18 protein-coding genes, 1 tRNA gene and 4 pseudogenes are annotated in these 24,000 nt (G+C 61.1%); 13 read left to right on the top strand and 10 right to left on the bottom strand.

All coding sequences use genetic code 11. The features are described 5' to 3' along the window. Positions 1-28: 28 nt before the first annotated feature. The 3 genes from tmk to OG2516_RS07135 are packed head-to-tail and all read right to left on the bottom strand — an operon-like array spanning position 29 to position 2,782. Entirely contained in the window at positions 29-637 is a 609-nt protein-coding gene (gene tmk, locus OG2516_RS07145; RefSeq protein ID WP_007254966.1) for a dTMP kinase, read from the bottom strand. 5 nt (positions 638-642) lie between these two features. Beyond that, positions 643-1,878: a D-alanyl-D-alanine carboxypeptidase family protein gene (locus OG2516_RS07140; protein ID WP_007254965.1), complete on the bottom strand. Its 1,236-nt coding sequence runs from the start codon at positions 1,876-1,878 to the stop codon at positions 643-645. 37 nt (positions 1,879-1,915) lie between these two features. After that, positions 1,916-2,782, bottom strand: coding sequence for an SPOR domain-containing protein (locus tag OG2516_RS07135; protein WP_040615015.1), 867 nt, complete (start codon positions 2,780-2,782; stop codon positions 1,916-1,918). Between the two features lie 220 nt (positions 2,783-3,002). On the opposite strand from OG2516_RS07135, the gene OG2516_RS07130 reads away from it, so the two are divergent. From OG2516_RS07130 to OG2516_RS19920, 7 genes are all read left to right on the top strand, one after another. Continuing rightward, positions 3,003-3,092 (top strand) — tRNA-Ser (locus tag OG2516_RS07130). A 150-nt stretch (positions 3,093-3,242) separates the two neighbouring features. Further along, a complete protein-coding gene (locus tag OG2516_RS07125; protein WP_156799291.1) occupies positions 3,243-3,944 on the top strand; it encodes a DUF6538 domain-containing protein in 702 nt (233 codons plus the stop codon). 53 nt (positions 3,945-3,997) lie between these two features. Continuing rightward, positions 3,998-4,558, top strand: coding sequence for a tyrosine-type recombinase/integrase (locus OG2516_RS19485; protein ID WP_425357545.1), 561 nt, complete (start codon positions 3,998-4,000; stop codon positions 4,556-4,558). A 127-nt stretch (positions 4,559-4,685) separates the two neighbouring features. Further along, positions 4,686-5,387: a DUF3987 domain-containing protein gene (locus tag OG2516_RS20960; protein WP_083788468.1), complete on the top strand. Its 702-nt coding sequence runs from the start codon at positions 4,686-4,688 to the stop codon at positions 5,385-5,387. Further along, positions 5,311-6,228: a DUF3987 domain-containing protein gene (locus tag OG2516_RS19475; RefSeq protein ID WP_245544275.1), complete on the top strand. Its 918-nt coding sequence runs from the start codon at positions 5,311-5,313 to the stop codon at positions 6,226-6,228. The genes OG2516_RS20960 and OG2516_RS19475 overlap by 77 nt, the downstream gene beginning before the upstream one ends. After that, positions 6,221-6,574, top strand: coding sequence for a hypothetical protein (locus OG2516_RS07115; protein WP_007254961.1), 354 nt, complete (start codon positions 6,221-6,223; stop codon positions 6,572-6,574). The genes OG2516_RS19475 and OG2516_RS07115 overlap by 8 nt, the downstream gene beginning before the upstream one ends. A gap of 299 nt (positions 6,575-6,873) precedes the next feature. Beyond that, positions 6,874-7,278 carry a hypothetical protein gene (locus OG2516_RS19920; RefSeq protein ID WP_156799290.1) on the top strand — a complete coding sequence of 135 codons (405 nt, stop codon included), beginning with the start codon at positions 6,874-6,876 and terminating at the stop codon, positions 7,276-7,278. 787 nt (positions 7,279-8,065) lie between these two features. Here OG2516_RS19920 and OG2516_RS19915 read toward each other — a convergent pair. The 3 genes and pseudogenes from OG2516_RS19915 to OG2516_RS20690 all read right to left on the bottom strand — a co-directional run. Further along, positions 8,066-8,839, bottom strand: coding sequence for a hypothetical protein (locus OG2516_RS19915; RefSeq protein WP_156799289.1), 774 nt, complete (start codon positions 8,837-8,839; stop codon positions 8,066-8,068). Positions 8,840-8,915: 76 nt separating this feature from the next. After that, positions 8,916-9,163, bottom strand: a pseudogene (locus OG2516_RS20695) (hypothetical protein); the annotation flags it as partial. Next, positions 9,153-9,412, bottom strand: a pseudogene (locus OG2516_RS20690) (transposase); the annotation flags it as partial. The pseudogenes OG2516_RS20695 and OG2516_RS20690, both read right to left, overlap by 11 nt. A gap of 586 nt (positions 9,413-9,998) precedes the next feature. On the opposite strand from OG2516_RS20690, the gene OG2516_RS19910 reads away from it, so the two are divergent. Continuing rightward, complete coding sequence (locus tag OG2516_RS19910) at positions 9,999-10,892, top strand: hypothetical protein (RefSeq protein WP_156799288.1); 894 nt, start codon at positions 9,999-10,001, stop codon at positions 10,890-10,892. A gap of 311 nt (positions 10,893-11,203) precedes the next feature. Here the strand turns inward: OG2516_RS19910 and OG2516_RS07105 are convergent, their stop codons facing one another. Beyond that, positions 11,204-13,963: a UvrD-helicase domain-containing protein gene (locus tag OG2516_RS07105; RefSeq protein ID WP_007254960.1), complete on the bottom strand. Its 2,760-nt coding sequence runs from the start codon at positions 13,961-13,963 to the stop codon at positions 11,204-11,206. A 604-nt stretch (positions 13,964-14,567) separates the two neighbouring features. Between OG2516_RS07105 and OG2516_RS07100 the strand changes: the two genes are divergently transcribed. Genes OG2516_RS07100 through OG2516_RS07085 form a run of 4 tightly spaced genes read left to right on the top strand, consistent with a single transcriptional unit; the run spans position 14,568 to position 19,221 of the window. Then, the gene (locus tag OG2516_RS07100) at positions 14,568-17,642 is read left to right on the top strand and encodes a type ISP restriction/modification enzyme (RefSeq protein ID WP_007254959.1); all 3,075 of its coding nucleotides are present in this window, start codon (positions 14,568-14,570) and stop codon (positions 17,640-17,642) included. A gap of 22 nt (positions 17,643-17,664) precedes the next feature. Then, entirely contained in the window at positions 17,665-17,832 is a 168-nt protein-coding gene (locus OG2516_RS20955) for a TauD/TfdA family dioxygenase (protein ID WP_007254958.1), read from the top strand. After that, positions 17,825-18,685, top strand: a complete 861-nt coding sequence (locus tag OG2516_RS07090; RefSeq protein ID WP_007254957.1) for a hypothetical protein — start codon at positions 17,825-17,827, stop codon at positions 18,683-18,685. Before OG2516_RS20955 ends, OG2516_RS07090 begins: the two co-directional genes overlap by 8 nt. A 41-nt stretch (positions 18,686-18,726) precedes the next feature. Continuing rightward, positions 18,727-19,221: a hypothetical protein gene (locus tag OG2516_RS07085; protein WP_007254956.1), complete on the top strand. Its 495-nt coding sequence runs from the start codon at positions 18,727-18,729 to the stop codon at positions 19,219-19,221. A gap of 459 nt (positions 19,222-19,680) precedes the next feature. Here OG2516_RS07085 and OG2516_RS19460 read toward each other — a convergent pair whose 3' ends face one another. Together OG2516_RS19460 and OG2516_RS19905 are read right to left on the bottom strand one after the other, a co-directional pair. Further along, on the bottom strand, positions 19,681-21,321 hold the full coding sequence (locus tag OG2516_RS19460; protein WP_083788464.1) for a DUF927 domain-containing protein: 1,641 nt from the start codon (positions 21,319-21,321) through the stop codon (positions 19,681-19,683). 223 nt (positions 21,322-21,544) lie between these two features. Further along, a complete protein-coding gene (locus OG2516_RS19905; protein ID WP_156799287.1) occupies positions 21,545-22,351 on the bottom strand; it encodes a hypothetical protein in 807 nt (268 codons plus the stop codon). Positions 22,352-22,827: 476 nt separating this feature from the next. Here OG2516_RS19905 and OG2516_RS20950 point away from each other — a divergent pair. Then, a pseudogene (locus OG2516_RS20950) lies at positions 22,828-22,944 on the top strand (IS3 family transposase); the annotation flags it as partial. A gap of 55 nt (positions 22,945-22,999) precedes the next feature. Here the strand turns inward: OG2516_RS20950 and OG2516_RS07070 are convergent. Continuing rightward, positions 23,000-24,000, bottom strand: a pseudogene (locus OG2516_RS07070) (IS256 family transposase); the annotation flags it as partial.

Raw genomic sequence — 24,000 nt, 5'->3', positions numbered from 1 at the left:
ATGTCGGCGCGCGGCCGCGGGCCGGTCGTCAGTCGGCGAGCTCGAGGCGGGCGGCGATCTCGGCGGCGACGGCCTCGGCCGGGCGGTCGCCGTCGATGACGATGCAGCGCTCGGAGAACTGGCGGGCGAGCGACAGGAAGCCGTGGCGCACGGTCTCCTGCAGCGCGAGGCCGAAATCCTCGAACCGCCGCTCCGCGCCGGGGCGGGCCACCCCGCGGGCGAGGGCGGTCTCCGGGTCCATGTCGATGATGAAGGTCAGGTCGGGCTCGCGGCCGATCGTCAGCGCGTGGAGCTTGTCGACCGTCGCGCGCAGGTCGCCCCGCGTCGCCCCCTGGTAGACCCGGGTGCTGTCGGCGAAGCGGTCGCAGATCACCGTGCGCCCGGCGGCGAGCGCCGGCTCGATCGTCTTCTCCAGATGATCGCGCCGTGCCGCGGTGAAGAGCAGCAGCTCCGTCTCGGCCGACCAGCGGCCGGGATCGCCGTTGAGCACCAGCGCGCGGATCTCCTCGGCCCCCGCGCTGCCGCCGGGCTCGCGCGTCAGCAGCGCGTCGGGCAGTCGTTCGGCCAGCAGCCGCGCCTGGGTGGACTTGCCCGAGCCGTCGATGCCCTCGAAGGTGATGAACCGGCCCGGTGCCACGCGGATCAGGCGCCGTCGGCTTCGGGCTCGGCCGCCGGCTCGGCCTCGTCGCCCAGCAGCGGCAGCGCCTCGAGGTCGGCCCCCGGCGCGACCTTGCCCAGCAGCACGAGCGCCGCCACCTTCACCCGCTCGGCAAAGCCGCCGCGGGCCACGTCGCTCTCGGCGACGAGCGGGATGCGCACCTCGGGCAGGTCGGCGCGGGTGATGCGCAGCTCGGCGATCTCGTCGCCCGCCGCCACCGGCGCCTCGACGGGGCCGGTATAGACCACCTCCGCCGCGACCCCGCCCTGGCTCAGCACCGGCACCAGCAGCGACACGTCCTCCGCCACCGTCAGCCCCACCGTCGAGGCCGCGCCCATCCAGACGTCGGCCTCGGCGATGCGCGTGCCCGCTTCGGTCAGGCCCTTCTCCACGTACTGGCGGAATGCCCAGTTCACCACCCGCTCGGATTCCTCGGCCCGCTCGGCCGTGCTGTCGAGCCCCGCCAGCACGAACACCACCCGCCGGTCCTCCTGCACCGCCGAGCCGACGAGCCCGTAGCCGGCCTCCTCGGTATGCCCCGTCTTCAGCCCGTCCGCGCCGATCCCGAGCCCGAGCAGCGGGTTGCGGTTGCGGACGTTGGTGGGCGCGCGGCCGTCGTACTCGAAGGTCTGCTCCGCGAACATCGGGTAGAGGTCGGGGAAATCCTCGATCAGCCGCGTCGCCACGACGCCGAGATCGCGCACCGACATCCGGTGATCGGGCGCCGGCCAGCCGTTGGAATTGGCGAAGGTCGAGTTGGTCAGCCCGATCTGCCGCCCGCGCTCGGTCATCAGCCGCGCGAAGCCGGCCTCCGTCCCGTCGGGCGACAGCGCCTCCGCCAGGACCGCCGAGGCGTCGTTGCCCGACAGCACGATCACCCCGCGCAGCAGGTCCTCCACCGTCGGCCGGTCGGTCGTGTCGAGAAACATGGTCGAGCCGCCGTACGACATCGCGTGCTCGCTCACCGGCAACTGCTCGTCGAGCCGGAGCCGGCCGCTCTCGATCGCCTCGAACGCCATGTAGAGCGTCATCAGCTTCGACATCGACGCCGGCGGCAGCGGCTCGTCGGCGTTCTTCTCGAGCAGGATCGTCTCGGTCGTCACGTCGTAGACGTAGGCGGCGTTCGCGCGGGTATCGAAGCCCTGCGCGGCGGCCATCTGGGCGAAGGCGAGGCCGGCCGCGAGAGCGACCAGCAGGCGGGCGGTGAAGCGTCGGATCATGTGGCGGCGCGTCCTGTCCTGTGGGAAAACGGTGGCGCTAGTTTGTCACGGCGTACGCGTCGGCAAACCCCTGCGCCTTCACTTTTTCGAGCAGCCGCTCCCGCTCGGCGGCATCGCGCGCAGGCCCGACGATGACCCGCCAGAACGGGCTGCCCTGGCTCTCCTGCGCGAGCACCGTCGGCACGATGCCGGCGGCGCGCATCCGGTCGGCGGTGCCTTCGGCGTTGGACTCGATCGAGAAGATGCCGATCTGGATGTAGGGCTTCTCCAGCGTCGAGGCGGTCTCCACCGGGGCAGGGGCGGGCGCCGGAGGCGTCGCGGCCTCGGCCACCGGCGCGGCGCTCTCGGCCGCCGGCGCGAGGCTCGTCGTTTCGACGGCGGCGGGTGCGTCGAGCCCCGCCTCGGCGGCGCTCGCGGCGGCCGCCGGCGCGGTCTCGGCGGCCTCCTCGCGGCGCAGCGCCGTGACATTGAGCTCGACCGGCGCCCCGGCCAGCACCCCGAGCGCGTCCGCCGCGTCGGAGGAAACCTGCAGCCGCGGCCCCGGGTTCTCGCGCTCGCGCCGGAACAGCGCGCCGATGACGAACTTGCCGTTGTCGCGGTTGCGGATGATGACCCGCTCCGGATCGGTCACGTCCGGGTGCGCCACCCAGACCCCGCCGAGCGACGGCCGCCCGTCCCACAGCCCCTGCTCGGTGACCTGGAACACCTCCGGCGCCTCCAGGTCGCGCTCCACCAACTGGACCGACCCGCCGGTCGCGCTGCCCTCTCCGGCGGCGGCGCGGCCTGGCATGTCGAACGGCATCCGGAGCCCGCCGTCGCCGTCGCACCCGGCGAGACCCAGCCCCAGGACGACGAAGATCGCGGTCCGCCCCGACACCCCACGGCGAGAATTGCTGCCCGTCATTCGTTTGCCCCCTCGTTGACGCGGCCTGTCCCGACCGCCGGCCGTGTTGTCCGGCCCTTCCTGCTCGACCCGGCCCGTCGGTCGTCTCCCGCGAGCCTCCCGCGCGAGGATAGCCGCATCGCCCTTCCTTTGAAAGCCTCGCCCCGGTCCCCCGCCAACTTTCCCCCACCCGCCACCCTTCCCGAATCGCACCCCGTTGGCTACGTGCGTCGGCGCGGCCGGAGGAGTGGCAGAGTGGTCGATTGCGGCGGTCTTGAAAACCGTTGGGCGTGAGAGCGTCCCGTGGGTTCGAATCCCACCTCCTCCGCCAGTAATCTGCCACTATGAAGGCAGTCATCCCGCAGAAAACGTCGGAAAATCAGTCGCGTAAGGTTTTGTTAACCTGCGCATGGCATCCTGTCCCTCATGAAATCCCGCATAGATTCCCGCATAGCTGCAGATTTTCGAGGAGGGTGAGGCGATGGGTCTGACACTTGATCGAGGTCGATACTACTTCGTTCTGAACGTGCCCAAGCACCTGTTCGGCAAAGTTCGAGGCAGAAACGGTCAGCCGATCCGCCAGGTCCGGCAAGCACTAAGGACCGCTGACTTGAGCGTTGCAAGGCGCAAGGCGAACGAACTTGAGGACCTCAAACGGACAGAGTGGCGCTTGTTAGAGCTTGGGCAGGACGCTCTTGCGCACGAGAAGTATCAGGCAGCGAAGGATATCGCAGAAAGCCATGGCTTCGACTATTTGCCGAGCGACATCCTGCTGCAACGATCCTTCACGGAGAACCTGCCGCGCCTGATGGCAGCCGCAGGCATCCTCGAGAAGCCGCAGCCTCCCGAGGTCACCAATGCCCTGCTCGGCGGCGTTCCGGTTGCTCTGCCGCCCTTGAGGGCCGTCCTCGATGACTACATCGAGCTCACGAAAACCCGCCGCATTCGGAAATCTGATCGACAGCGCCATCTTTGGCGGCTTCCGCGGGAGCGCGCCGTTACAAATTTCGAGAAAGCCGTGCCTAAGCGGCGTGCGTCCGGCATCGACAAGATCACTCGCGAGGATGCGTTGGCGTTTCGAAGCTGGTGGGCCGAGCGGGTTCATTCCGGTGAGACCCGCGCAGAGACGGCCAACAAAGACTTGGGCATCTCTCACAGCTCTTTCATGAGTGGTGCGAGCTGAAGGGGCATTTTGCCCTAGAGAACCCATTCGCGAAGCTTCGCTTCGACAAATCTGTGGACCCAGAGATAAGCCGCCCTCCGTTTTCGCGCGCTTGGGTCGAAGGCAAATTGTTGGCTGCAGGAGCGCTAAATGGGCTCAACGAAGAGGCCGCAGATACCCTTCTAGTTCAGGTGAACACCGGGCTGCGCCCAAGCGAGGTGCTCCTATGTCCCCTGGAAGACTTCTGCCTCGACGACGAGATACCATTCATTCGTGTAGCAGCCCATGGGCGCGAGCTGAAACAGCGCCATACCGCTCGGGACATCCCACTGTTGGGGGTTTCACTTGCAGCGGCGCGCCGGATCGTCGCGCGAGGTGGAATCCAGCGCTACAGAGACAAGTCAAATGCATGGTCAAGCCTCGTGAACAAGTTCCTCGATGCTCACGGGCTGAAAGAGACGCCTCAGCACAGCGCCTACAGTCTTCGGCACTATGTGGAGGACGCGCTTCTGGAAGCGGGCGTGGATGATCGAGTACGCGCCGACATATTGGGCCACAAGTACGACCGGCCATCCTACGGCGCAGGCGGGGGCCTTCTCGGACGGCGGCAGGCTCTCGCGAAGATATCGATCTAGCTGAAGCGCGAACTTCCCCGAAACTGCGTCAGCCAAACTTTCCTCTTGACCCGGGGGAAGTGTTCCGGCCTGTGGTCTGCACTTCGAAACAGATAGGCTCGCCGATAGCGGGTGAAAGGACGGCTTGATGTCTATGCAAATAGGGAATTGCGGAGCTATGTCTGGAACACGGGCTCCAGACCTCTCCACTCAAATTGCACCTCATCCCGCACCAAGGGATCGGCCTGAGCCCCTTCTCCGCCAAAGGAGGTCGGGACTGGCGCTGCCGCTTGACTACCTCGGCCCGATCGCAGAGCCGGCGAAGGCCATTGCCGATCTGACCGGAGCTCCGATCGAAATCGCGTTTCAATCAGTGCTGGCCATGGCCTCGCTGGCAACCCAGCACCTTTGCGACGTCGAGCACCTCAGCGGGGAAACGCCACTCAGTCTGTTCTTGCTGACAGTGGCCGCCTCGGGAGAGCGGAAGTCCTCCTGCGATAGACTGTCATTGAAGCCGGTCCATGACTGGGAAGAAGCCAAGTCAGCCGCGTACCGCCGCGACCTCGAGACCTACAAGTTCGAACTGAGCCTCCACGAAGCCCTCGTGCGGAAGACGTTGAAGTCTAGAGCTGAGGAAGGCGGTGTCGTCGAGGGCACCACTCCGCAGTCGCCAGCTTGCCCCATCGTGCCACGCAAGGTGCTCTCGGACATCACTTTCGAGGGCCTTCTCCGCCACTTCGAAGATGGGGACCCGTCGATCGGCATATTTGCCGATGAAGGGGGGGCAGTTCTTCGGCGGCCACGGCATGGGCCGCGACAATCAGCTCAAGACCGCTGCCGGGCTTTCTAAGCTTTGGGATGCCGCCCCCCTCAACCGGACCCGCGCAGGCTCTCCTCAGGCAACGTACCGGCACCGGCGGGGCGCCCTGCACTTGATGATCCAGCCGGGGATCGCGGAAGAGGTCCTGCGCAATGAGGTTCTCAGAGATCAGGGACTGATGTCACGTATGCTCATCGCTTGGCCGACCAGCAGGATCGGCCAGCGCCTTATCGAAGATTCTGACGTAGAAGTGCAGAAGCGGCATCGGGCGGAGAAAAGGCTGGCAACATTTCAAGCTCGGGTGTCTGCTCTTCTTCACCGCCCTCCGCCATCGCATGATGATCCGCTGGAGCTTGCACCGCGCTTGTTGCCGCTCAGCACAGAAGCCCGCGCTCTGTTGATCCAGTTTGCAAACAAGATCGAAGGGGCCCAGTGCCCGAACGGCGAGTTGGCCCATATCACCGGGTTTGCTTCGAAGGCGGCAGAGCAAGCGGCTCGCATTGCCGGCGTGCTGGCAGTCTTCGATGACCCGGAAGCCAGAGAGCTGCCGCTTCGGGCCATGCAGTGTGGTGTAAAACTTTCTGCTTGGTATGTCGCAGAGGCTCAACGGCTGATGGATGCCGGCCCGGTCGATGAGACGCTCGCTCAGGCGCAGCTGCTACTGGATTGGCTAAAACCCCGACTCAGCGGGCAGCCGTTCGATAAGCGCATGATCGTAAGTCCTGGCCCGGCGAAAATCCGTGACAGCAAGACGGTCGAACGCTTGCTGGTGGTGCTGGTTCAATATAGACATATCCGCCCATTACCGCTCGGCACAGTCGTGGGTGGACATGTCACGAGCCATTCTTGGGAGCTTTGTGCATATGAATGACTTGTTTCGCTTCGATTTCGACGAGGCGGAAAAGGTGCAGATTCCGCCGACCCCACCGCGACAGGAAGGCGTCGACAAAGCACCGGCCAAGCACGCAGCGCTTGCCGACTTGGCGAACTGCGACTCAGAGCCTGGCTCGCTCGTCTGGCAGTTGTCGCATCCGTCGCAGATGTCGCTTGTTGCAAGGTACATGGCCCTGGATGACACCGCCCGCGACGCGTTCGAGGAACGGGCTGCAATCCTGGAACACGATGCCGGCCTTCCCCGCCCAGCCGCCGAAACCTTAGCCTTCCGCGAGGTGATGCAAGCTTATCGGGATCTGGATCCCACTTTGGGTCCTTCCTGAGACCACGAATGTGGGTATATTTGCGCCCCGTTGCTCCAATCAATTCATCCGCCTGAGGACTTGGACGTTTGGATTGGCGTTGTTGTAAAGGCAGAGCCACAGTATCCCATCAAACAGAACACGGCCAGCATCTACATGCCATAATCACACCTTTTCCCTCAGCAAGCGCCCCAGCCGCCGTCGCACACTTTGCCGACTTCGAGTTCAACTCCCAATCTAATGGCGCGTTCAATACGCTTCTACCTTATATGAGCGTGCAGAAACTTCACACGCCAAAGGGGCTAGGATGGCTTCGATCCATGCTGGGTAGCACCTGCAAGAATAGAACTCTCTCCCTGAGATGCGGCGAATACAGAATCGAAGCTGTTTGGCAGATCGCCGATACCAGTAGCACGCGATTGAATTCGTTATCTCGAGCTTCGCAAATGCTGTCGGCGTTTAAACGATGTTTGGGTTCTAATGTTCCAGATATCCGTATGGTCGCGCAAAGGTACTTTCCGCTATCGCCGGACAAGATACTTATCCTCACGAATCTGGCTTGGGTGCGCGACCTATACCAGAACGCTCACGAGCTGAGGCCGAACCCGAAGTATTTCCTGCCAGCGGCGCTTTTCAACGTGATGGATAGTCAGCACTATCGGTATTTCTCCGAGAAGGAATTTGTTGAAGTCAACTACGTTACCGAACGGAGCGCGTTTCAATGAGTGATGACTATGACAAATCAGAGTGCGAACAGGATAAAGAGTACCATAGACTTCCGGAGGGGGGCGCGGCGGCAAAGGTCGAGGCGGACTTTATACGGCTTGAAAGACTAGACCCTTCAAGGGTAATCCATCTCGAACAGTGGCCTCGCGCAACATCTTGTGCTAGTAAGGTGTCACTACGTCAGATCATGCTAGAAGCGAAGCCGTGTTTTCCTTATGCTCTGACAACCTATCGAGTCAGAGGGGCGCGAAGTTGAGCAAAGAAGAAACCGAGACAGCGAATCGAGATGATGTTGCCAAACCGGATTACTCGCGCATCTCGATCAACTCGCAACAACCGATGGCAAGCGCACCGTCCGCGCCACCGCCGCCTAAACCGAAGCGCTGAGCATGGTCAAAAACCGACGCCTCCACCACCAAAACCCAAAACCCAAACCGCTCCCGCGACAGCGGGGAGAGGTGCGGGTGCAAGGATCGCAACAGCCCCGTGCCGCTGCGCCGGGAACGCCGCCACCTCCCAAAAGAGGTAGAACATGTCAGACACCCGTCGACGCCGTCCGTCGCTAGAGTTGTCGTTGAAAGGTCACAGAAACTTGTTGCCAGCAAACCCGGAAAGGTAATCCGATGAGTGGGAAACCCTCCGCACCGCCTACGCGTCCTACAACGCTGCCGTTGCGTCCGATCCCGGAGACGAACACCCGCCCCATGCCTGCGGCCCCGTCTTCGCCTCCGCCACCCAAGAGGTAACGCTATGCCGTTTGAAGCGCAGTCAGGGGTTCAAGCACAGTCAGGTGGCGGACCCGTCTATATACCCGACAACGCCCGCCCCATCCCCAGCGCTCCGGCTTCGCCGCCACCGCCCAAGAAGTGAAGGGGCGTGCCGTATCCGCACCTCCGAGATTTCGCCTGCCGGGATGATTGTGATCTCCAGTCCCCAGTCCCCATGTGATGGGTCCACTTCTTCCCATTCATCTGAGTTAGCTGCGCGATAATCGGTGACATATATCGCAACTGACCCGTCTTGCCCCAAGATCATTGGGCCGAACGGTGCTTTCTTGAAATCGTCCAGCCGCTCACATTGAAGCGTTGTGCCGTCCTTCTTCACGATTGTGATTTGCGATGGTCCAGAGTCTTCACGATTTATGACGGTTTCCCATGCGGCGGTATTTCTATCCGCCGATGATATGCCTGCACTTCGCAGAAGCTCAGGAACAGCGCTTACGCTCACCCGCCGCCATACCCCAGCCGACGACAGAGCAACAACTATCCCGCCAACGCTCGCTCCGTAGCCGACCCATAACGGCAATTCGCCGCCCGATGGGGCTGGATTATTCCAGTGGCAAAGGATCAAGAGAGCCGCTGACGCGGCCTGTGCCACGAACGCAAACACCAGCGCTATGGCAAGTGTGTCCAGTGTCCGGTGCGTCGTGTCGCGGCCTGTGTAGGCCAGACGATAGGACAGGTAGCCTGCAATCAAGATGGCAAGGGTCTGGTAGGGCAATTGCAGAAGGTTTTCGAGAGCTTCCATCTTCACAGAGAACCATTGTTTGTTGGAGCGCACAACTTAGCAGTTTTGAGGGAGGCCCGTTTAGATGGTGGGCGGCGATCACAGCATCTTCGTGCAGTAGGTGCCTCGTTCATGCATGAAGATTATGGCGGCTTTCCGCCGAGTGTGATCTTAGGCTTGATAGCGGCACCGCCTCCGCAATGGCGAGCGCATCTTCGAGCTCGACGCCGAGGTAGCGCACCGTGTCATCCAACTAGTATGGCCGAGCAGGAGCTGCACCGCGCGGAGGTTGCCAGTCTTGCGATATATCTGCGCCACTTTAGTCCGACGCGTTGCGTGGGTGCCGTAGGCGCTTGGCTCGAAACCAATCGCCCTGACGCAGCTCCCGGACCTCGCGCTCCAGCGCCTCCACCCGCGCCGCCTCCTCCGGCCTCGCTTCGGCTCCGGGGGGGGCTGCCTTCTCGGCCTCGCGCACCCACCTTCTCAGCGTCTCCGCGTGCAGCCGATCTTCGGCGCAATCGACTGGATCGGTGCCCACGGACTCGCATGCTCGGCCGCGTGATCGCCCACCATCCGAACCGCCCGCTCGCGCACCTCAGGCGCATACCTTGCTGATGTCTCCCCCATGGCTCCGTCCTCTCAAACTTTGGAGCCCCCGGAAAACCCGGGGCGGTGCACGGTGCGATCACGGCGGGCCAAGCCTGCCGCACCAACGCAAGTCTGCTTCGAGCCCAGAGTCAAAGATGCTGCGGCGCGAATCACGACCGCTTCAAGCGTTGTGTCGCGAGCTAGTCCCATAATTGGGTCCGTTCCAAAGCGCAGGGAGGGCCTTATCAAAAAGGGCCACGTGCTTTAGAACGACCATTCATCGGTGCGCATTTGCAGGAACGATCACATCGCGTGGAGCTGAACGAACGGAGGAATCGTGGAGAATGAGCTTGAGTTGGAGATTGACGCGCGGACATGGCCACGCAATCGGCCACCTAAATCGCTGCACGCGATCGTCGGTCCGCGGCAGGTCGATCTAATCGCGTTCATGCTCATGATTGGCCACTGTACGGTCCCGGCTCATGCGGCGCGCCATTCCATAAATGCTCTTTGAGCTTGGGTGCGATATTTCGGAGCTTTCTCGGACGATGCAGACCTCCGAGTGAGCGATGAGTTCTCCAAACTCGACCCGCATTAAAAGACTATCCTCTCCGATGACTTCGGCATGGGCATGTCGCTCCATATACTAACCGAGGCCTTGGACCTTGTAGGTTTCTGTGATGGGAAATACTTCATAGACCGTGTGGCACCGCGTCTTCCAGGCGGTGTGCACATCACGGCAACGACGGCAAAGAACGGTGCACGGAAGTCGCCCGACTTCGTTGCTCTCGACGCCAGGGGCCGGTGGTATGTGATCGAGTGCAAGGGGACGCAATCGGGCCCTAGCTACTGCCGAAAGCAGATGGGCCTTGGATTTGCTCAGAAGCGTGCAATTGAGTTTCGAGGGACGCTTAAGGGTCAATTGCTGGTCACGGGCTTCGACATCGCCAGCGCGGCGAGTGATACCGCAAGCCGTTTAGTGATCATCGATCCCAAGCCGGAAGACCCGCCGTTAGAGATCGGACCTGATGACAGGCCGCTCATCCGCGACTGCGTGGCGCGGGGTACGATCGCGCGCGCAATGATGCTTGCCGGTGCTCCCAACTTATCGCGCCTTATGGCCGCACCGTTCGGTGATGATCCAAGGCTCCGCGCCGATGACGAGACGACGTCCTTCCGCCGTAGGCGCGCCGCCCAACTTCGAGAGGAAGGAAAAGACGACCGCAAACGCCTTACATCAGCAGGCGAGTATCTCGGACGCGAAATGACCATAGAGCTTCCCTTTGAAGTAGAGACGGCGCAAGGATCCTTTCGTCAAGCCATCCTGCGTTCAGAGATACTCGGCGATGTCGTGAAGGAGTTCGAGGAAGAGGCTCGCAGAGATTTCACCGAAAACCAAGACCGTCTGGCGCGCATTCAACTAAATCTGGCCGTTAGCCGGATTAGAACCGAAACGAAGGAGCGTGGCGGACCGCTTGCTCTGGGAAAGCTCTATCGATCCATGATTGAGTTTAGATGACTATGCCCTAGAATATCGGACCACTGTGCTCCCTACAGCACTGCTCTCGCCGATTTCGGCATCCCCCCTCATGTCTTGCGACTATACCTGACAGAGATGAGCAGACCTTCATTTGCAGCGGTTTGAGGTCGCGGTGTCCGCACTGCTGATCTTGGCGCGCTGCTTAGAGCATGCTGCGTTGACCAACCCGGTGGAGGTCGGCTCTGGGCCAGTAGCGACAATTCCGGCGGTCCGGGCGGTGAGCCACCGTTCTCCGCGATGACCAAGAACGACGGGGATGCGCGGCCGGAAAGATTTCGTCGCAGATCACGCTAATGTCGTTGGGATCTCGCTCTCGCAGCGTGTCGTGCGCCTGTCTGCAGCTTGGCTTTGCCATCACAGTCGGGGAAGCGGACACAACCGAGAAATGCTCCATAGCGGCCACGGCGTTCTACAAGCCATCCTGCTTTGCAGCTGGGGCAACCCGGCTGAGTCACGCCGCAATTACCGCAAACCAGATCCCCACTGATTCGGGAGTGGATCGGGAGGCCAATACCGCAGGCCGGACATGCCGGCATGCGACTGCCGCACAGCTTCACATGCTCGCAGCGATACCAGTCGCGACCGTCCTTTCCAGCCATGTGGAGCAAGCGCCCGCCGCAACCCGGACAGGTGTGGGTGTGCTTCTGGGCCTCTTGGGGCACGACCACGCCGAATTCGGCCTCTTTCATCAACTCTTCGACGAAAACGGAGGGACGTGCTTCGGATGCAAGGATCGTCACTGTTCGTCGGGCCCGGGTCACGGCGACATACATAACGCGTCGTTCTTCGGCATTTGGATATGGTTCGACCTCGGGCGACACCAAGCTGAGTAGAGGGTCGTCGACGATCATCGACGGGAACCCCATCTTGGCATTGTCGGCACCGAGGATGATCACGTGATCGGCCTCCAAGCCTTTCGACGAGTGAATAGTCTTGAAGGTGATTGTCGCCCCCGGGTTCTGGCGCTGTAGCCGCGCCACATCGGGGCGCAGGAAACGATATCGGCCAAGGATCAGGATCGACGGCTTCCCGCCCCCTTTTCCCTCCGTCGCTGCAAGAGCAGCCACGGCGTCGTTCAGGGCCTTCTCGCCATTGTCGCGGCGCGTCCAGGCGATCCTGATCGAAGGTTCGTCGCTCTCGCCGGCCGGGATCACCGTCTTGGTGATCTGCGCGGGGTTGCGAAGAACGAAGCGACGGGCGGCCAGTGCGATCTTGTCGACAGAGCGGAATGTCCGACCAAGATCGACGGTCCGATGGACACCAGTGGCCCCTGCGAAGGTGCCGCCGAATTCGGCACCGAAGTTGCGCATGATGTGTATGTCCGATCCGGCAAAGCGGTAGATCGACTGCCAGTCATCGCCAACGGCAAACACCTTCGTATCGAAATGCTGGCGCTTGAGGGCCTGTAACAGCTTCGCCCGTCCAGTCGAGATATCCTGAAATTCGTCGACAAGGATATGGCGGAACGGGCTCTGGTAGCGTCCGCTTTCCACGAGGGCTGTGGCGCGGTTCACCATGTCCTCGAAGTCGATCCGATCGCCCAGGCGGGATTGATACTCCCGAAACACTGCCTCGAAGATCTTGAGGAACGCCTCGGCGCGCTTCCCCATCTTCAGCCTCCGCGCCTTCTCGGAGCAGTCCTTGACCCGGTAGCCGCCGTTCATGAAATGACGCAGGAAGGTGCCCATCAGCGAGGTGAAACTGTCCACAGCCCCAACCTCTGCCACACAGTCATAGATTTCGATGTCGGAGATCGGCCGCAGCGTGACGTGGGGCTCGAGTTTCTTCGCCAGCGCCTCAAGCAACCGGCCCTCGTCTCGCTCCCAACTGAAGGTTTCGACCAGAACTGTATCGTGCTCGGCGTGGACCTTTCGCTTCCAGTCCATACCCGCCAGGTATTCGTCGCGATCGACGTATGGCGCCGTGGTCAGCTCTTCCTCGCCATCCCTGTTGCGCCTCTTGCGCACGCCGAAATGCTCGATGTAGACGCCGCTCTCTATCAGTCGGAAATCGGGGGTGTAGGCGCGACGACCGGTCTTCTCGAGCTCGTGCTCGTAGCTTGGCTCGTATTCATAAGCGATGCCGTTCCGGAACAGCCAGTTGGCAATCAGAAGCTCTTCGAAGCCGTTTACCGTCTCGCCTTGCAGCGTCCGCAGGTTGCGGCTTTCGATCTGCGCGTACCAGTGGTGCTTCGTCTTGAAGTCCCATTCTGTCGGGAATTCGTCGAAGAAACCGGCGAACCAGCCGATCACGGTCTGCGCGACCTCGCTGGCGGTTGCCACGATGTGCCGCAGGATCTCCTTCACCAGTGACAAGAAGGCCTTATCGTCGGTCGCGGTCGGCGCCAAAGGGGGCTTTTCGCCTTCCACTTCGCCGATGATCTCATAGGCCAACGCATGGAAGGTGCGTGCTGCCACTGCGACCCCGCACTTGGCTTCGAACCGCTCCGACATCTCGGTCGCTGCGTCTTTCGCGAAAGCAAGCAGCAGTAGCTCGCTCGGCTCTCGAATTCCGGCCTTCACGAGATAGGCGGCCTTGGCAGTGATCACGCTGGTCTTGCCCGACCCCGCGCCAGCCAGAACCAGCGTCGCGTCCTCGTCGATCACGACCGCCAGACGCTGTTCCGGCGTCAGCGGCATGGACTCGACCGTGTCAAAAAAACCCTTCCAACGGTGGAGCTGAGCTTCGACGAACACATCGATAGCCGCTTCACGGGCGGCATTCGGATCGGATGCGAACGCCGTGATAGGGGCAACCCGAGACATCGCCCTGTTGCCGACGGCTTCCGCGTTCAGCTTAGACAGCACACGGTTGTTCAGGTCGGCAGCATCGCGCGCCAAAGGCGATACCCGGCATGCTGCGGGGTAAGCATCTGGCACCTTCAGCGCCTGGAGCGCTTGCAGGATGCACTGGACCGCGACGTCCTCCTTTCCAAGCTCCGCCCGATGGAAATCTATCCAGGCGCTGGCAGCTGCCTGCGCGAACTTTTCGGCCTCGGACGTATCCACCGCTGGCAAGGTTAGGTATCGACCGCCTCCGAGATCGAGCATAAGCGACGACGAAAGAACGCCCTTCCTCACGGAAGGCCGCTTCGCCATCGCTCCAAGCGCTATCCAGGGCGACCCAGCGCCACGTGCCGCAATACCGTCCTCCTGCAGGGTCAGGGACCTCGGATGTCGGCCGAGAGGATCAATCAGGAATCCCATGAAGAATTTTGAATCGAGGTTCATGAGCACCAAGTTGCCATCCTTTCCCGATCTAGCAGATATCGAACAGCCGAGAATGTTGCCGCGCGCATTAGTCTCGAGCGGGCGTGTAGTCCGTACGGCAACGTCGCTGCTGGGCGGGAAGCAGTGTTCGCTGCGGCCACTGCAAAGGTAAGGCAATGGCGGGAAGCGGTCGTTCGCTGCGGTACAGTGACCACCCGATGAACCTTCGTTTAGCGATTGAGCACGAAGCAGATCGTTATTGCCTCCCTCCCTTGATGCCGGCCGGCGGTCACTGCCGCACTACTCTATTGAAAGATGATACGGTTTCATTGTCTATTGCTCGCAAGCGAAGCGTCGAGTGCAGAGCATCAGAAAGCCGATGATGGGGTTTGGGCCCATCATCGATCCGGTTTTTAATGAATCAAATGAGAGTGTCTAGCAGACTGTGACTATCACAAGGGTTCGCACTTATCACGCCCGCATCGACAAGCTCCGCGCTACCACCGGCTCTCGGCTGGAGACGGTACTGCGGGCCGCCTTCCAGCGCCTTCTGGAGGACTGGTCCGACGCCGAGGATCTGATCTTCGCACCAGAGCTGCCTATCGGCGGCAACGGCCCCGCCGCGTCCCGCGTTCCCGACGGCACCGTCCTCCACGAGATCAGGATCAAACACGGCTATTGGGAAGCAAAGGATTCCGACGACAACCTCGACGAGGAGATCGCGAAGAAGCGTGCCGTCGGCTACCCGATCACGAACACCATCTTTGAGGACACCGAGACCGCCGTCCTTTTCCAGGACGGGCGCGAAGTCATGCGCTGTTCGATGGCCTCGGCCGAGGATCTCAATCGCCTCCTCGTGGCCTTCTTCGACTGGCAGCCCGCCGTGATCGGCGAATGGCGCAGCGCGGTCCAGCAGTTCCGCGTCGAACTGCCAGCCATCCTGGGTCACCTTCGCGAGCGGATCGACAAAGCCTATGACGACAACGAAGCCTTCACGGCTAAGGCCACTGCTTTCCTTCAACACGCGCGAGAGACGGTGAACCCGAACATCGTCGAGGCCGACGTACGCGAGATGTTGATCCAGCATGTCCTGACCGAGAACATCTTCGCGCATGTCTTCGACGACGGGGAGTTCCACCGCACCAACAATGTGGCGCGGGAGCTTTACGAACTGGAGGCCCTGTTCCTCGCGGGCACCGCCAAGCGCGAAATGCTGCGCGGCCTGCGCCCCTATTACCAGGCCATCGAGACGGCGGCGGCCGAAATCACCGATCATGCTGAGAAGCAGACCTTCCTCAAGGTGATCTACGAGGGCTTCTACCAGTCCTACAACCCGGACGCCGCCGACCGGCTGGGCGTGGTCTACACCCCGAACGAGATCGTCCGCTTCATGGTCCGCGCCACCGATTGGCTGTGCGAGCGGCACTTCGGCAAGCGGCTGGCGGACCAAGGCGTCGAGATCCTCGACCCGGCCACGGGCACCGGCACCTTCGTCTGCGAACTGATCGAGCACATGCGGGGCGAGCCGCGCGCGGTACTGGAGCGCAAGTACCGCGAGGAGTTGCACGCCAACGAGGTGGCGATCCTGCCCTACTACGTAGCCAATCTGAATATCGAGGCGACCTACGCGGGCATCACCGGCCAGATCGCGGAATACCCGAACCTCTGCTTCGTGGACACGCTGGACAACGTGGGAGGGCTCGGCATTCGGCGCGGCCAGCAGATGTCCTTCCTCGGCCAGTTTACCGACGAGAACACCGAGCGGGTGCAGGCCCAGAACCGCCGCAAGATCAGCGTGGTGATCGGCAACCCGCCCTACAACGCCAACCAGCAGAACGAGAACGACAACAACAAGAACCGCGAATATCCCCGCATCGACGAGCGGGTGAGGAACACCTTCGTCAAGCTGTCCACGGCGCAGAAGACCAAGGTGTACGACATGTATTCCCGGTTCTACCGCTGGGCCTTCGACCGCATCGCGGACGAGGGGATCGTTGCTTTCGTGACCAACAGCAGTTTCATCGACGCCCGCACCTTCGACGGCTTCCGCGCCTACGTAGGCGATGAGTTCAACGAGGCATGGGTGCTGAACCTTAAGGGCAACGCGCGCACGAGTGGGGAGCGGCGACGGCAAGAGGGCGGCAACGTTTTCGACGATAAGATCAAGGTCGGCGTCGCCATCGCGTTCTTCGTGAAGTCTTCGGCGACGGAGGGGTTCAGAGTTTTTTACGACGAGGTGGAGGACTACGCGAAAGCGCCCGCCAAGATCCAGTTCCTGTCTACACCGTTGTCGGAGCGCCGGATGCGGGAGATCGTACCGTCCAAGCGCGGCAACTGGATCGACCAGGTGGAAAACGAGTGGGACGACCTGCTGCCGGTGGCGGACAAGAAGACCAAGGCCGCGAAGGTGAAGGGGCAGGAGCGGGCAGTATTCAAGCTGTTCTCGAAAGGTGTCGTCACGGCGCGTGATGAATGGGTCATATGGGACAGAAAGAAATACGCAAAGAAAGCCGTCAGAGACTTCCGAGAAAAATACAATCGTCTGATTGGAAAGCGCACGCCGTGGGAAAAGGAGAACACGCCAATTAAATGGACGCGATCTCTCAAGGCTAGGTTTGAAAGGTCCACACGTCTAGATACAACCAAACCAATCGTCCGACCTATTCTTTATCGACCGTTCCGCTCGCGCCTGATCGCGTATGATCCTCGATTGATCGAGATGGAATATCTCGTCCATAGCATCAGTCAAGACAGGGAGGATGACCTTGCCATTCTTGTAGGTGGACATCCGGCTAAGCGGCCATTCCAGGCACTCGCTTCGCGCGCAATTCATTCTTATCATACGCTTGAAGACACAGAGGCATTTCCCCGCTACCGCTACACCTCCACAGGCGACCGCATGGATAACGTCACCGACTGGGCCCTCAACAAGTTTCTTAAGCGCTACGGCAAGCGCGCGGGCGTCACCAAGGATGCAATCTTTCACTACGTCTACGCCTGCCTCCACGATCCCATTTGGCGCGAGATCTACGCCATCAACCTGCGGCGCGAGTTTCCCCGCATCCCGTTCCACGCCGATTTCGCGTGGTGGGCCGCACAAGGGGCGGCGCTTATGGACCTCCACACCGACTACGAGACCGCCGATCCCTGGCCCGTCAAGCGCCACGACACCGACGCAGCCCCCGGCAAGCCCAAGCTCAAATCTCATCCGGCGGACGGCCGTATCGAGATCGACGCCGCCACCACCCTCACCGGTCTTCCGCCCCAGGCATGGGACTACCGGCTGGGCAACCGCAGCGGCCTCGACTGGGTGCTCGACCAACACAAGGAGAGGAAGGTACGCGACAGGACCGTCGAGGCGTGGCTGAAGGACAACCCCGACGCCCGCTACCGCTTCGCCGACCACAAGGAGCGTGTCATCGACCTCCTCGCCCGCGTCGCCACCGTCTCCGTCCGCACGCTGGAGGTCGTGGACCAGCTGCGCGCGGTATCGTCGGTCAAGACATCCCGGCTGTCTTGAAGCCGTTGACCAGCGCGGCCGTATGGCCCTTGCGCTCATCGAGGACCGGATCGCCGCCGCGTCGCCCCAAGCCCATCACTGGCGCCAAGGCGACATCCTCATCATCGACAACTGGCGCGTCCTTCACGGGCGCAGTCCGTCGGACCCAAGGTCCGGCCGACGCCTCGCAAGGATTCTCATCGATGCCTGACGACGTCTTCATCGCCATAAACGGCGACGCGCTCCAAGCGAAATCGAAGGTCTACATCGGCCGCGCGCTGGCACGGAAGAGCGCCGGCGATCTCGACGAGTATCAGCTCTGGGCCTCTCTCGCGCTTGAACTGCTCGGCAAGGCCGCGCTCGCTCGCAAGCATCCCAGCCTCGTGGTCGATCCAATCCACTGGCAATCGATGTTCGTCGCCGCCGGCATCAACGTCACCACAGACGTAAAGACGATCACCGCCAAGACCTTGTTTGAGCGCTTGGCCCATCTCGTCCCTCGCTTCGACAAGACGGTCCAGAAGTTCTGCCAGGACATCGCCGAGCGTCGAAACGCTGAGCTGCATTCGGCCGATCTTCCGTTCCGGACGATGCGACTCGACGCCTGGGAGGCACGCTATTGGCATGCGTGCGACACGATCTTGCACCAGATGGGTTCATCTCTGGAGCAATGGCTCGGCGCGGCCGATGCAAAAGCGCCCCGCCAGCTTCTCGATGAGGCCGCGAAGGCCCTCGCGGCGGCCGTCAAACTACGCGTCGAGGCCGCCCGCGAGCAGTTCGAGGCGTTGAAGAGGGCAGAGCGTGAGCGCCTGACAGCCGAAGCGGAATTGCGCGAACCGCAGCACCAGATGGGAATCTTCAAGGGCAGCCACGACGAGATCTGGTCGGAGAGCTGCCCGGCCTGCAAATGCCGAGCCTTCTTGACCGGCGAGCAAACCGGCGAAGACATCAGCGAGGAGCGCGATGAGCATGCGATCTGGGAAGTCGTCGACCGCGAGTTTTGCGACACGCTCACCGACTTCTCGGAAATGTCCCCAGATGACCGCGACGGGCCAGAGGATTGACTGACATTAAAACCAACAAAGAATGGGGGTATAAAGTGAGTATGCAATGGCTGTTGGCGCGAGCACCGGGATTCCAAGCGCTGCCCGAAGACGACCGCGCCGCCATCTTCAACTTCACCTTTCTGTGGAGCCTGTTCGAGGCCCAGGTGATGGGCAATTTTGCTCGCGCCGACCGGATTTGCGCGAAGGCCGACGAGTGGCGCGACGCGGGAATGCTCGACGCCGACCAGTATGATGGAGAGTTGGCCTATTTCCGGCAGCGCTATTTCGCCAATGGGGAATTCACTCATCACTTCGACCACTTGCATCTGCGCCCCGCCGATCAGCCCGATATGGTCCGGTCGGTTCTGGACGGGCGCAATAACGCCCCGCGAGATCGGCTGCTGACCGTGCTGATCATCGTCTGGCGCTTTCGCAACAATCTGTTCCATGGCCAGAAGTGGGCGTATCAACTCCAGGGCCAGCAGGCGAACTTTACACACGCCAATTCGGTATTGATGCGGCTCCTCGAACGGCACGGGCAGTTAGCAGCCTGACGGCACAAAGATGTTCAGTCTCCGCCAGGATGGTTCGTCCGCTTAGATATCGACGCCCATCTGCCCGCGCGTATTTTCGATCGGGCAGATCAGCACCTCATCCTTTGGAGCGAACAGTCTCCTCTGAAATTAACTTTGCTGCTCTTTGCACGAACGGCAGCTCTGGTGGATGCTGCCGGGTCGCGCGGCGCACTCTTGAACGGCGACTGTGGGCCGGGAGCCGACATGACTTCTCTACCCCTCAAGGGGCATATACCAGGACGGGATCGCGTTGCCTCTCGGACCGGCGCCCTCGCTCACGCCAACTCAAGCTCGCTTCTGCTGGCCAATCTGTGGGGGGACGTGCAGCGAGATCAGATGTGGGGGTGGGGCGGGGTCACCAGTAGGTGACCTGCTGTGTCCGCCCCCCTTTATGGAGATGCCGATTTACGGACTCTTGCGAAAGAGACCTTCGTCGCTTCAGATCGAGAACCTATACACGCGGCCGTCGAACGGGACGCACTTTGGCGCCTTAATGGAGGGCTTCGGCGACTTGCCCTTTTCGCCTTGCAGCACGCCTTCAGCCCTCAGCTCACGTTTGATCTTCGACAGCTCGTCGCCGAACCAGCGCTTGGCGGCAGAACTAGTGAGGAACAAGACGCTCTCTTCCGTATCTATGTACATCCACGCTTCGGCAGTCTGGCGTTTTTTGTTCCGTTTCGTCTTGTCGATGCGTGCCACTTCAGGCTCGAACTTCTTCAAGGCCCCTAAGAGAGCCCGCTTCGAGGGTGAAGTTCTTGTCACCTGGAGATCATAGGCGTACTGACGAAAGGCTTTGAGTGTGCGTGACCAAACGTTTGTCTCTGGTAGGATTCCTCGGTTTGCTGCCATCCTCCCGGTGGCATAGCAAAGTGCGAATACGCGGATCACGCGGTTCAAAACCTTAGTCTGAAGCGGATCAATCCTTTTCTCGAACTTAAATGCCCTTCGTTGAAGTTCTTCAAGGAACTGCTGCTCATCCTTGATGATCTCTTCAATCAATGCGCGAGATATCGTGCCGTGTTGCTCGCGGACAAGCGTCAGAAGGGAGCCGATGGCCTCTTCACGCCTGTCAAAGCCATCGGGAAGCCTACGAAAGAGGGGGTGCTTCATCTTGATGGTGATCAGGCGAGTTCGAGCGGCCTCTCTTATATCCGGAGGCGTACGACCGTGATCTTCCAGCGGCATGTTCCCAGTCATCAGAACACAGCCTCGGATTGGAGCCTTGCGACCGCTGTCGCCGAACCTGGCTTTGTCCAGTCCGGCAGCAGCATCGAATACGACATTGAGATTCTCTTTGACCTGAGGCGTCGCCACATTCGTTTCATCAAGCAATAGTGTTGAATCGGAGTGCTGTCGGTGTATCTGCCGAAACGCATTCAGTGTCATGTTGGCGCTCCGTATAACGCCCAGACCGCTTTTTGTCGAACCTCCAAACATCGAACCTACTGCCACAGCGACAGTCGTCTTACCCAACTCCCTCTCGCCGACGAGCTCCATCATGGGGTTTTCAAGTTGGTTCGGGAGCTTCGGCACAATCAGCCCCATGAGTGCGAAGGCCATGACGAAAGAAAGTACCGGATCGGCTTTGAGGAAGGGCGCCATCCGGTTCTTCCATTCCTCAACACTGCCCCTTTCATCAAACATCGTTTGTCTGACGAAGTCCACCAATACTATTCGATCATCATCTTCCCGCTTTTGTATCGTCCCATCCGGATGAACATAAACCTCGTCATCAACCCAACCTGGTTGCTTAGCCACAAGGCCCCGTCCGGTTGCATCGGCGTCTTCAAGTAGAGACTTGCACTGGCGCGTGGTTTGCTCTGAGATGACAAGGATATTGTTCTGCCTTAGTCGCTCCTTTGCCGTAATCCAGCCATCACGTGACACTGCGTCGGAGGCGCTGATCCAGCAACGCTCATCTCCTTTGACGACTTCGACGTACTTGTCGTTGTCCTGCGATAGCATTGCTTGGCCGATCCTCAGAACGCCTGTCACTTTCTGCTCCTCTGCAGCCGTTGTTGTTCCGATCTTTTTCTTCGCCGACTTTGTGCTCTTAACTGACTTCTTACTCTTGGCCATGTCTGGGCCTCCTTCATTGCACAAGAGACTGTGACGTGGGCTGGGATTTCCCCCATTTCCCCCGGTTCCCCTGCGACTGCGCAATAAAAAATTATGCTGGCTGAATGGCGGGCTGGTGGGCACTGCAGTTAGTCACACTACCCACCCAAACCTATGCCTTTAAGACGTTCCCAAGGTCGCCAGACCCCTCAACAGCCAATTTTTAGAAAGAACCTGAAACCAACTACCGCTTCAGGATGGTGGAGTTGCAGGCTGTAGGATCAGCCGAACGCTTCCTCCGCAGGCCCACTAGGATCAGGCTGTCTGTGACCCTAAATTGGGCGTGGTTCCTGATCAGTGCCTCCTCTGCGTATTGAGGAAGCCTCATGGTCGCGGAGCTCTTGTATGGGTTCCGGCCAGAAGACTTAGGACGTGCAATAAACTTCGACTTCCCGTAGTGCTCTATCTTCAGCATGTACTTGCAAAGCGGTAGTATGGAGTTTGGAGTTATGCGATTGGTATGCACAGGACGCTGTATGCTTTCAGTCTTGGGATACTGCTGCTTCAAATTTTTCAGCTGTCCCCGTGATAGCTTGCCGGAGACGATGCAGTGGGAATGTCTCTGAAAGTATTCGCTGCCGTCCACATCCTTGATAAAGCCATCGTCCACGGCTCCAATGACCGCGGCCCCTCGTCTGAGCGCTCCGCAGATTTTCCGACCTTCCTGAGATGCAAATTTCTTGATATTGCTGTGCACAATGTCTTCCGGAGACAGCGTGCCTCGCTCATGCACCAGGGTCACGAAGGTTAATGAAGGTCCTAGCTCTCCTTCATCAACTAGCCCTTCAATTTCGATTGCCATCCGCTGTGACGATAGCTTGGCGCAGCGCGGACACGCCCGTCTGCCACATAGAAACTCGGTGCAGCACTGCTCGTTGAGCATTTTCTCAAGTTCTTCTCCCCCAAACCCAGTCCGGAGGTGCAGCTTCTTGAGAAAGGCTAGTCGACCTCTCGAGTCCTGTTCTTCCTGCTTAGAAAGTCTGACTCGCATCACTCGCCTCCCGCGTGATGAGCGACAGGAGCGATAGGTTGCCCGGTACTGGTGGCTTCTTCGGAGCGGCGGATGAAGTCCTTGAGGTCGCTGTAGCGCCACGCGCTGACACGGGACCCGAGTTTGACGGGGGGGCTAACAGGCCGCGATTGATCCAGTCGTAGGCTGTCGACATGGCGACGGGGATGAGGCCGCTAGGCCCGAAGGCCTCGGACTTGCGCAGCAGTCGATCAGGTGGCTGTGCCCCCTCAGTAGCGTTGGTTTGTTGGCGTCCGGTTGTGTGCATAACGATCTCCTTGCGTTGCAGGAGTTGTCCTAGCGGCTGTTGCTAGCTCTCACGGGAATTCCCGTGATAAGCTCTAGCCGGGCACCAGATGACCTACCCCTAATCACCTGAGCCCGCTTCTTCCTCCAGTCTGAGGCAGCGGAAACGGACAATGAAGCGATCAAGGTTCAGCGGTCCGCTGACCGACTAACGGCGCTTTCGGGTGCTGGCGGTGGCCGATGATTACAAGCTGGAGGTGCCTGACGCTGACATGGTGGTCTCCGACGATGGCACCGAGCTCACCTCGATGGCCGTCCCGGCATGGTGCCAGGATCACGTCCGTCAATGAGGTGTAATTTCGGTGTGGCTCCGGGTTCATCGGTTCAGGCGGCTTTGGGTGTAGGGGGCGGTGTGATGTGGGGTGCGTTGTTGTCCGCGATCTCGGGTGCGGTCTCGGCGTCGAGTTCGGCCATTCCCTCGATCTGCATGTAGCGATGCTGGAGCTGCCAGTCGTCGTTCTGCTCGAGGAGGACGGCGCCAACGAGGCGGGTGATGGACGCCTCGTTCGGGAAGATGCCGACGACATCGGCGCGGCGCTTCACCTCCTTGTTGAGGCGCTCCAGCGGGTTGGTGCTGTGCAGCTTGGTGCGGTGGCGGGCGGGGAAGGCCATGTAGGCGAGCACGTCGGCCTCGGCGTCTTCCATGAGCTTTCCAAGTTTGGGCCAGCGCTCGCGGAGTTGGTCGGCCACGTGGCGCCAGGCGGTTGTCGCGCTTGCGTGGTCGGGCTGGACGAAGACCTGGCGGATGGCGGCAGCCACAACGGTGTTCTGTGACCGAGGCACATGGGCCAGCGCGTTGCGCATGAAGTGGACGCGGCACCGCTGCCAGGTGGCGCCGCTCATTGTCCGCGTGATGGCGGACTTCAGGCCCTCATGGGCGTCGGAGATCACCAGCCGGGTCCCCGACAGGCCGCGCTTCACGAGGCTCCGCAGGAAGCTCGTCCAGAAGGGCTCGGCCTCCGAGGGGCCGATGTGCAGGCCCACGATCTCCCGGCGGCCATCGGTGTTCACCGCCACCGCGATTATGGCCGCGACGCTCACGATCCGCCCGCCCTCGCGGACCTTCAGGTAGGTGGCGTCGAGCCACAGGCGCGCCAGTGTGGCGCCACCGGTTCGAGCCCGCTGGCGCGCGCCACTCGCTGTCGAGCGGCCGCTCCAGAAAGGCCTGCACGCGCTCGTCGATCTCGCGGCAGAGCTTGGAGACCGAGGACTTCGAGATCCCGCTCATCCCCATCGCCTGGACCAGTTCGTCGACTTTCCTCGTGGAGACCCCGGCGATCCAGGCCTCCTGGATCACCGCCACGAGCGCCTTCTCGACGGGCTTG

This window comes from Oceanicola granulosus HTCC2516 (assembly GCF_000153305.1).
In the GTDB taxonomy this organism is placed as follows: Bacteria; Pseudomonadota; Alphaproteobacteria; order Rhodobacterales; family Rhodobacteraceae; genus Oceanicola; species Oceanicola granulosus.
The sequence above is the reverse complement of the archived record's forward strand: the minus strand, read 5'-3'. Positions and strand labels throughout refer to the sequence as shown.

Excerpts from the sequence above, each read along its gene's own strand:
- OG2516_RS19910 (WP_156799288.1), top strand. The coding sequence starts at position 9,999 with ATGGGCATGTCGCTCCATATACTAACCGAGGCCTTGGACCTTGTAGGT.
- OG2516_RS07125 (WP_156799291.1), top strand. The coding sequence starts at position 3,243 with ATGGGTCTGACACTTGATCGAGGTCGATACTACTTCGTTCTGAACGTG.
- OG2516_RS07105 (WP_007254960.1), bottom strand. The coding sequence starts at position 13,963 with ATGCTCGATCTCGGAGGCGGTCGATACCTAACCTTGCCAGCGGTGGAT.
- OG2516_RS19920 (WP_156799290.1), top strand. The coding sequence starts at position 6,874 with ATGCTGGGTAGCACCTGCAAGAATAGAACTCTCTCCCTGAGATGCGGC.
- OG2516_RS07140 (WP_007254965.1), bottom strand. The coding sequence starts at position 1,878 with ATGATCCGACGCTTCACCGCCCGCCTGCTGGTCGCTCTCGCGGCCGGC.
- OG2516_RS07090 (WP_007254957.1), top strand. The coding sequence starts at position 17,825 with ATGCCTGACGACGTCTTCATCGCCATAAACGGCGACGCGCTCCAAGCG.
- OG2516_RS20960 (WP_083788468.1), top strand. The coding sequence starts at position 4,686 with ATGTCTATGCAAATAGGGAATTGCGGAGCTATGTCTGGAACACGGGCT.
- OG2516_RS19460 (WP_083788464.1), bottom strand. The coding sequence starts at position 21,321 with ATGGCCAAGAGTAAGAAGTCAGTTAAGAGCACAAAGTCGGCGAAGAAA.
- OG2516_RS19905 (WP_156799287.1), bottom strand. The coding sequence starts at position 22,351 with ATGCGAGTCAGACTTTCTAAGCAGGAAGAACAGGACTCGAGAGGTCGA.
- OG2516_RS07115 (WP_007254961.1), top strand. The coding sequence starts at position 6,221 with ATGAATGACTTGTTTCGCTTCGATTTCGACGAGGCGGAAAAGGTGCAG.
- OG2516_RS20955 (WP_007254958.1), top strand. The coding sequence starts at position 17,665 with ATGGCCCTTGCGCTCATCGAGGACCGGATCGCCGCCGCGTCGCCCCAA.
- OG2516_RS07135 (WP_040615015.1), bottom strand. The coding sequence starts at position 2,782 with ATGACGGGCAGCAATTCTCGCCGTGGGGTGTCGGGGCGGACCGCGATC.
- OG2516_RS07085 (WP_007254956.1), top strand. The coding sequence starts at position 18,727 with ATGCAATGGCTGTTGGCGCGAGCACCGGGATTCCAAGCGCTGCCCGAA.
- OG2516_RS19475 (WP_245544275.1), top strand. The coding sequence starts at position 5,311 with ATGAAGGGGGGGCAGTTCTTCGGCGGCCACGGCATGGGCCGCGACAAT.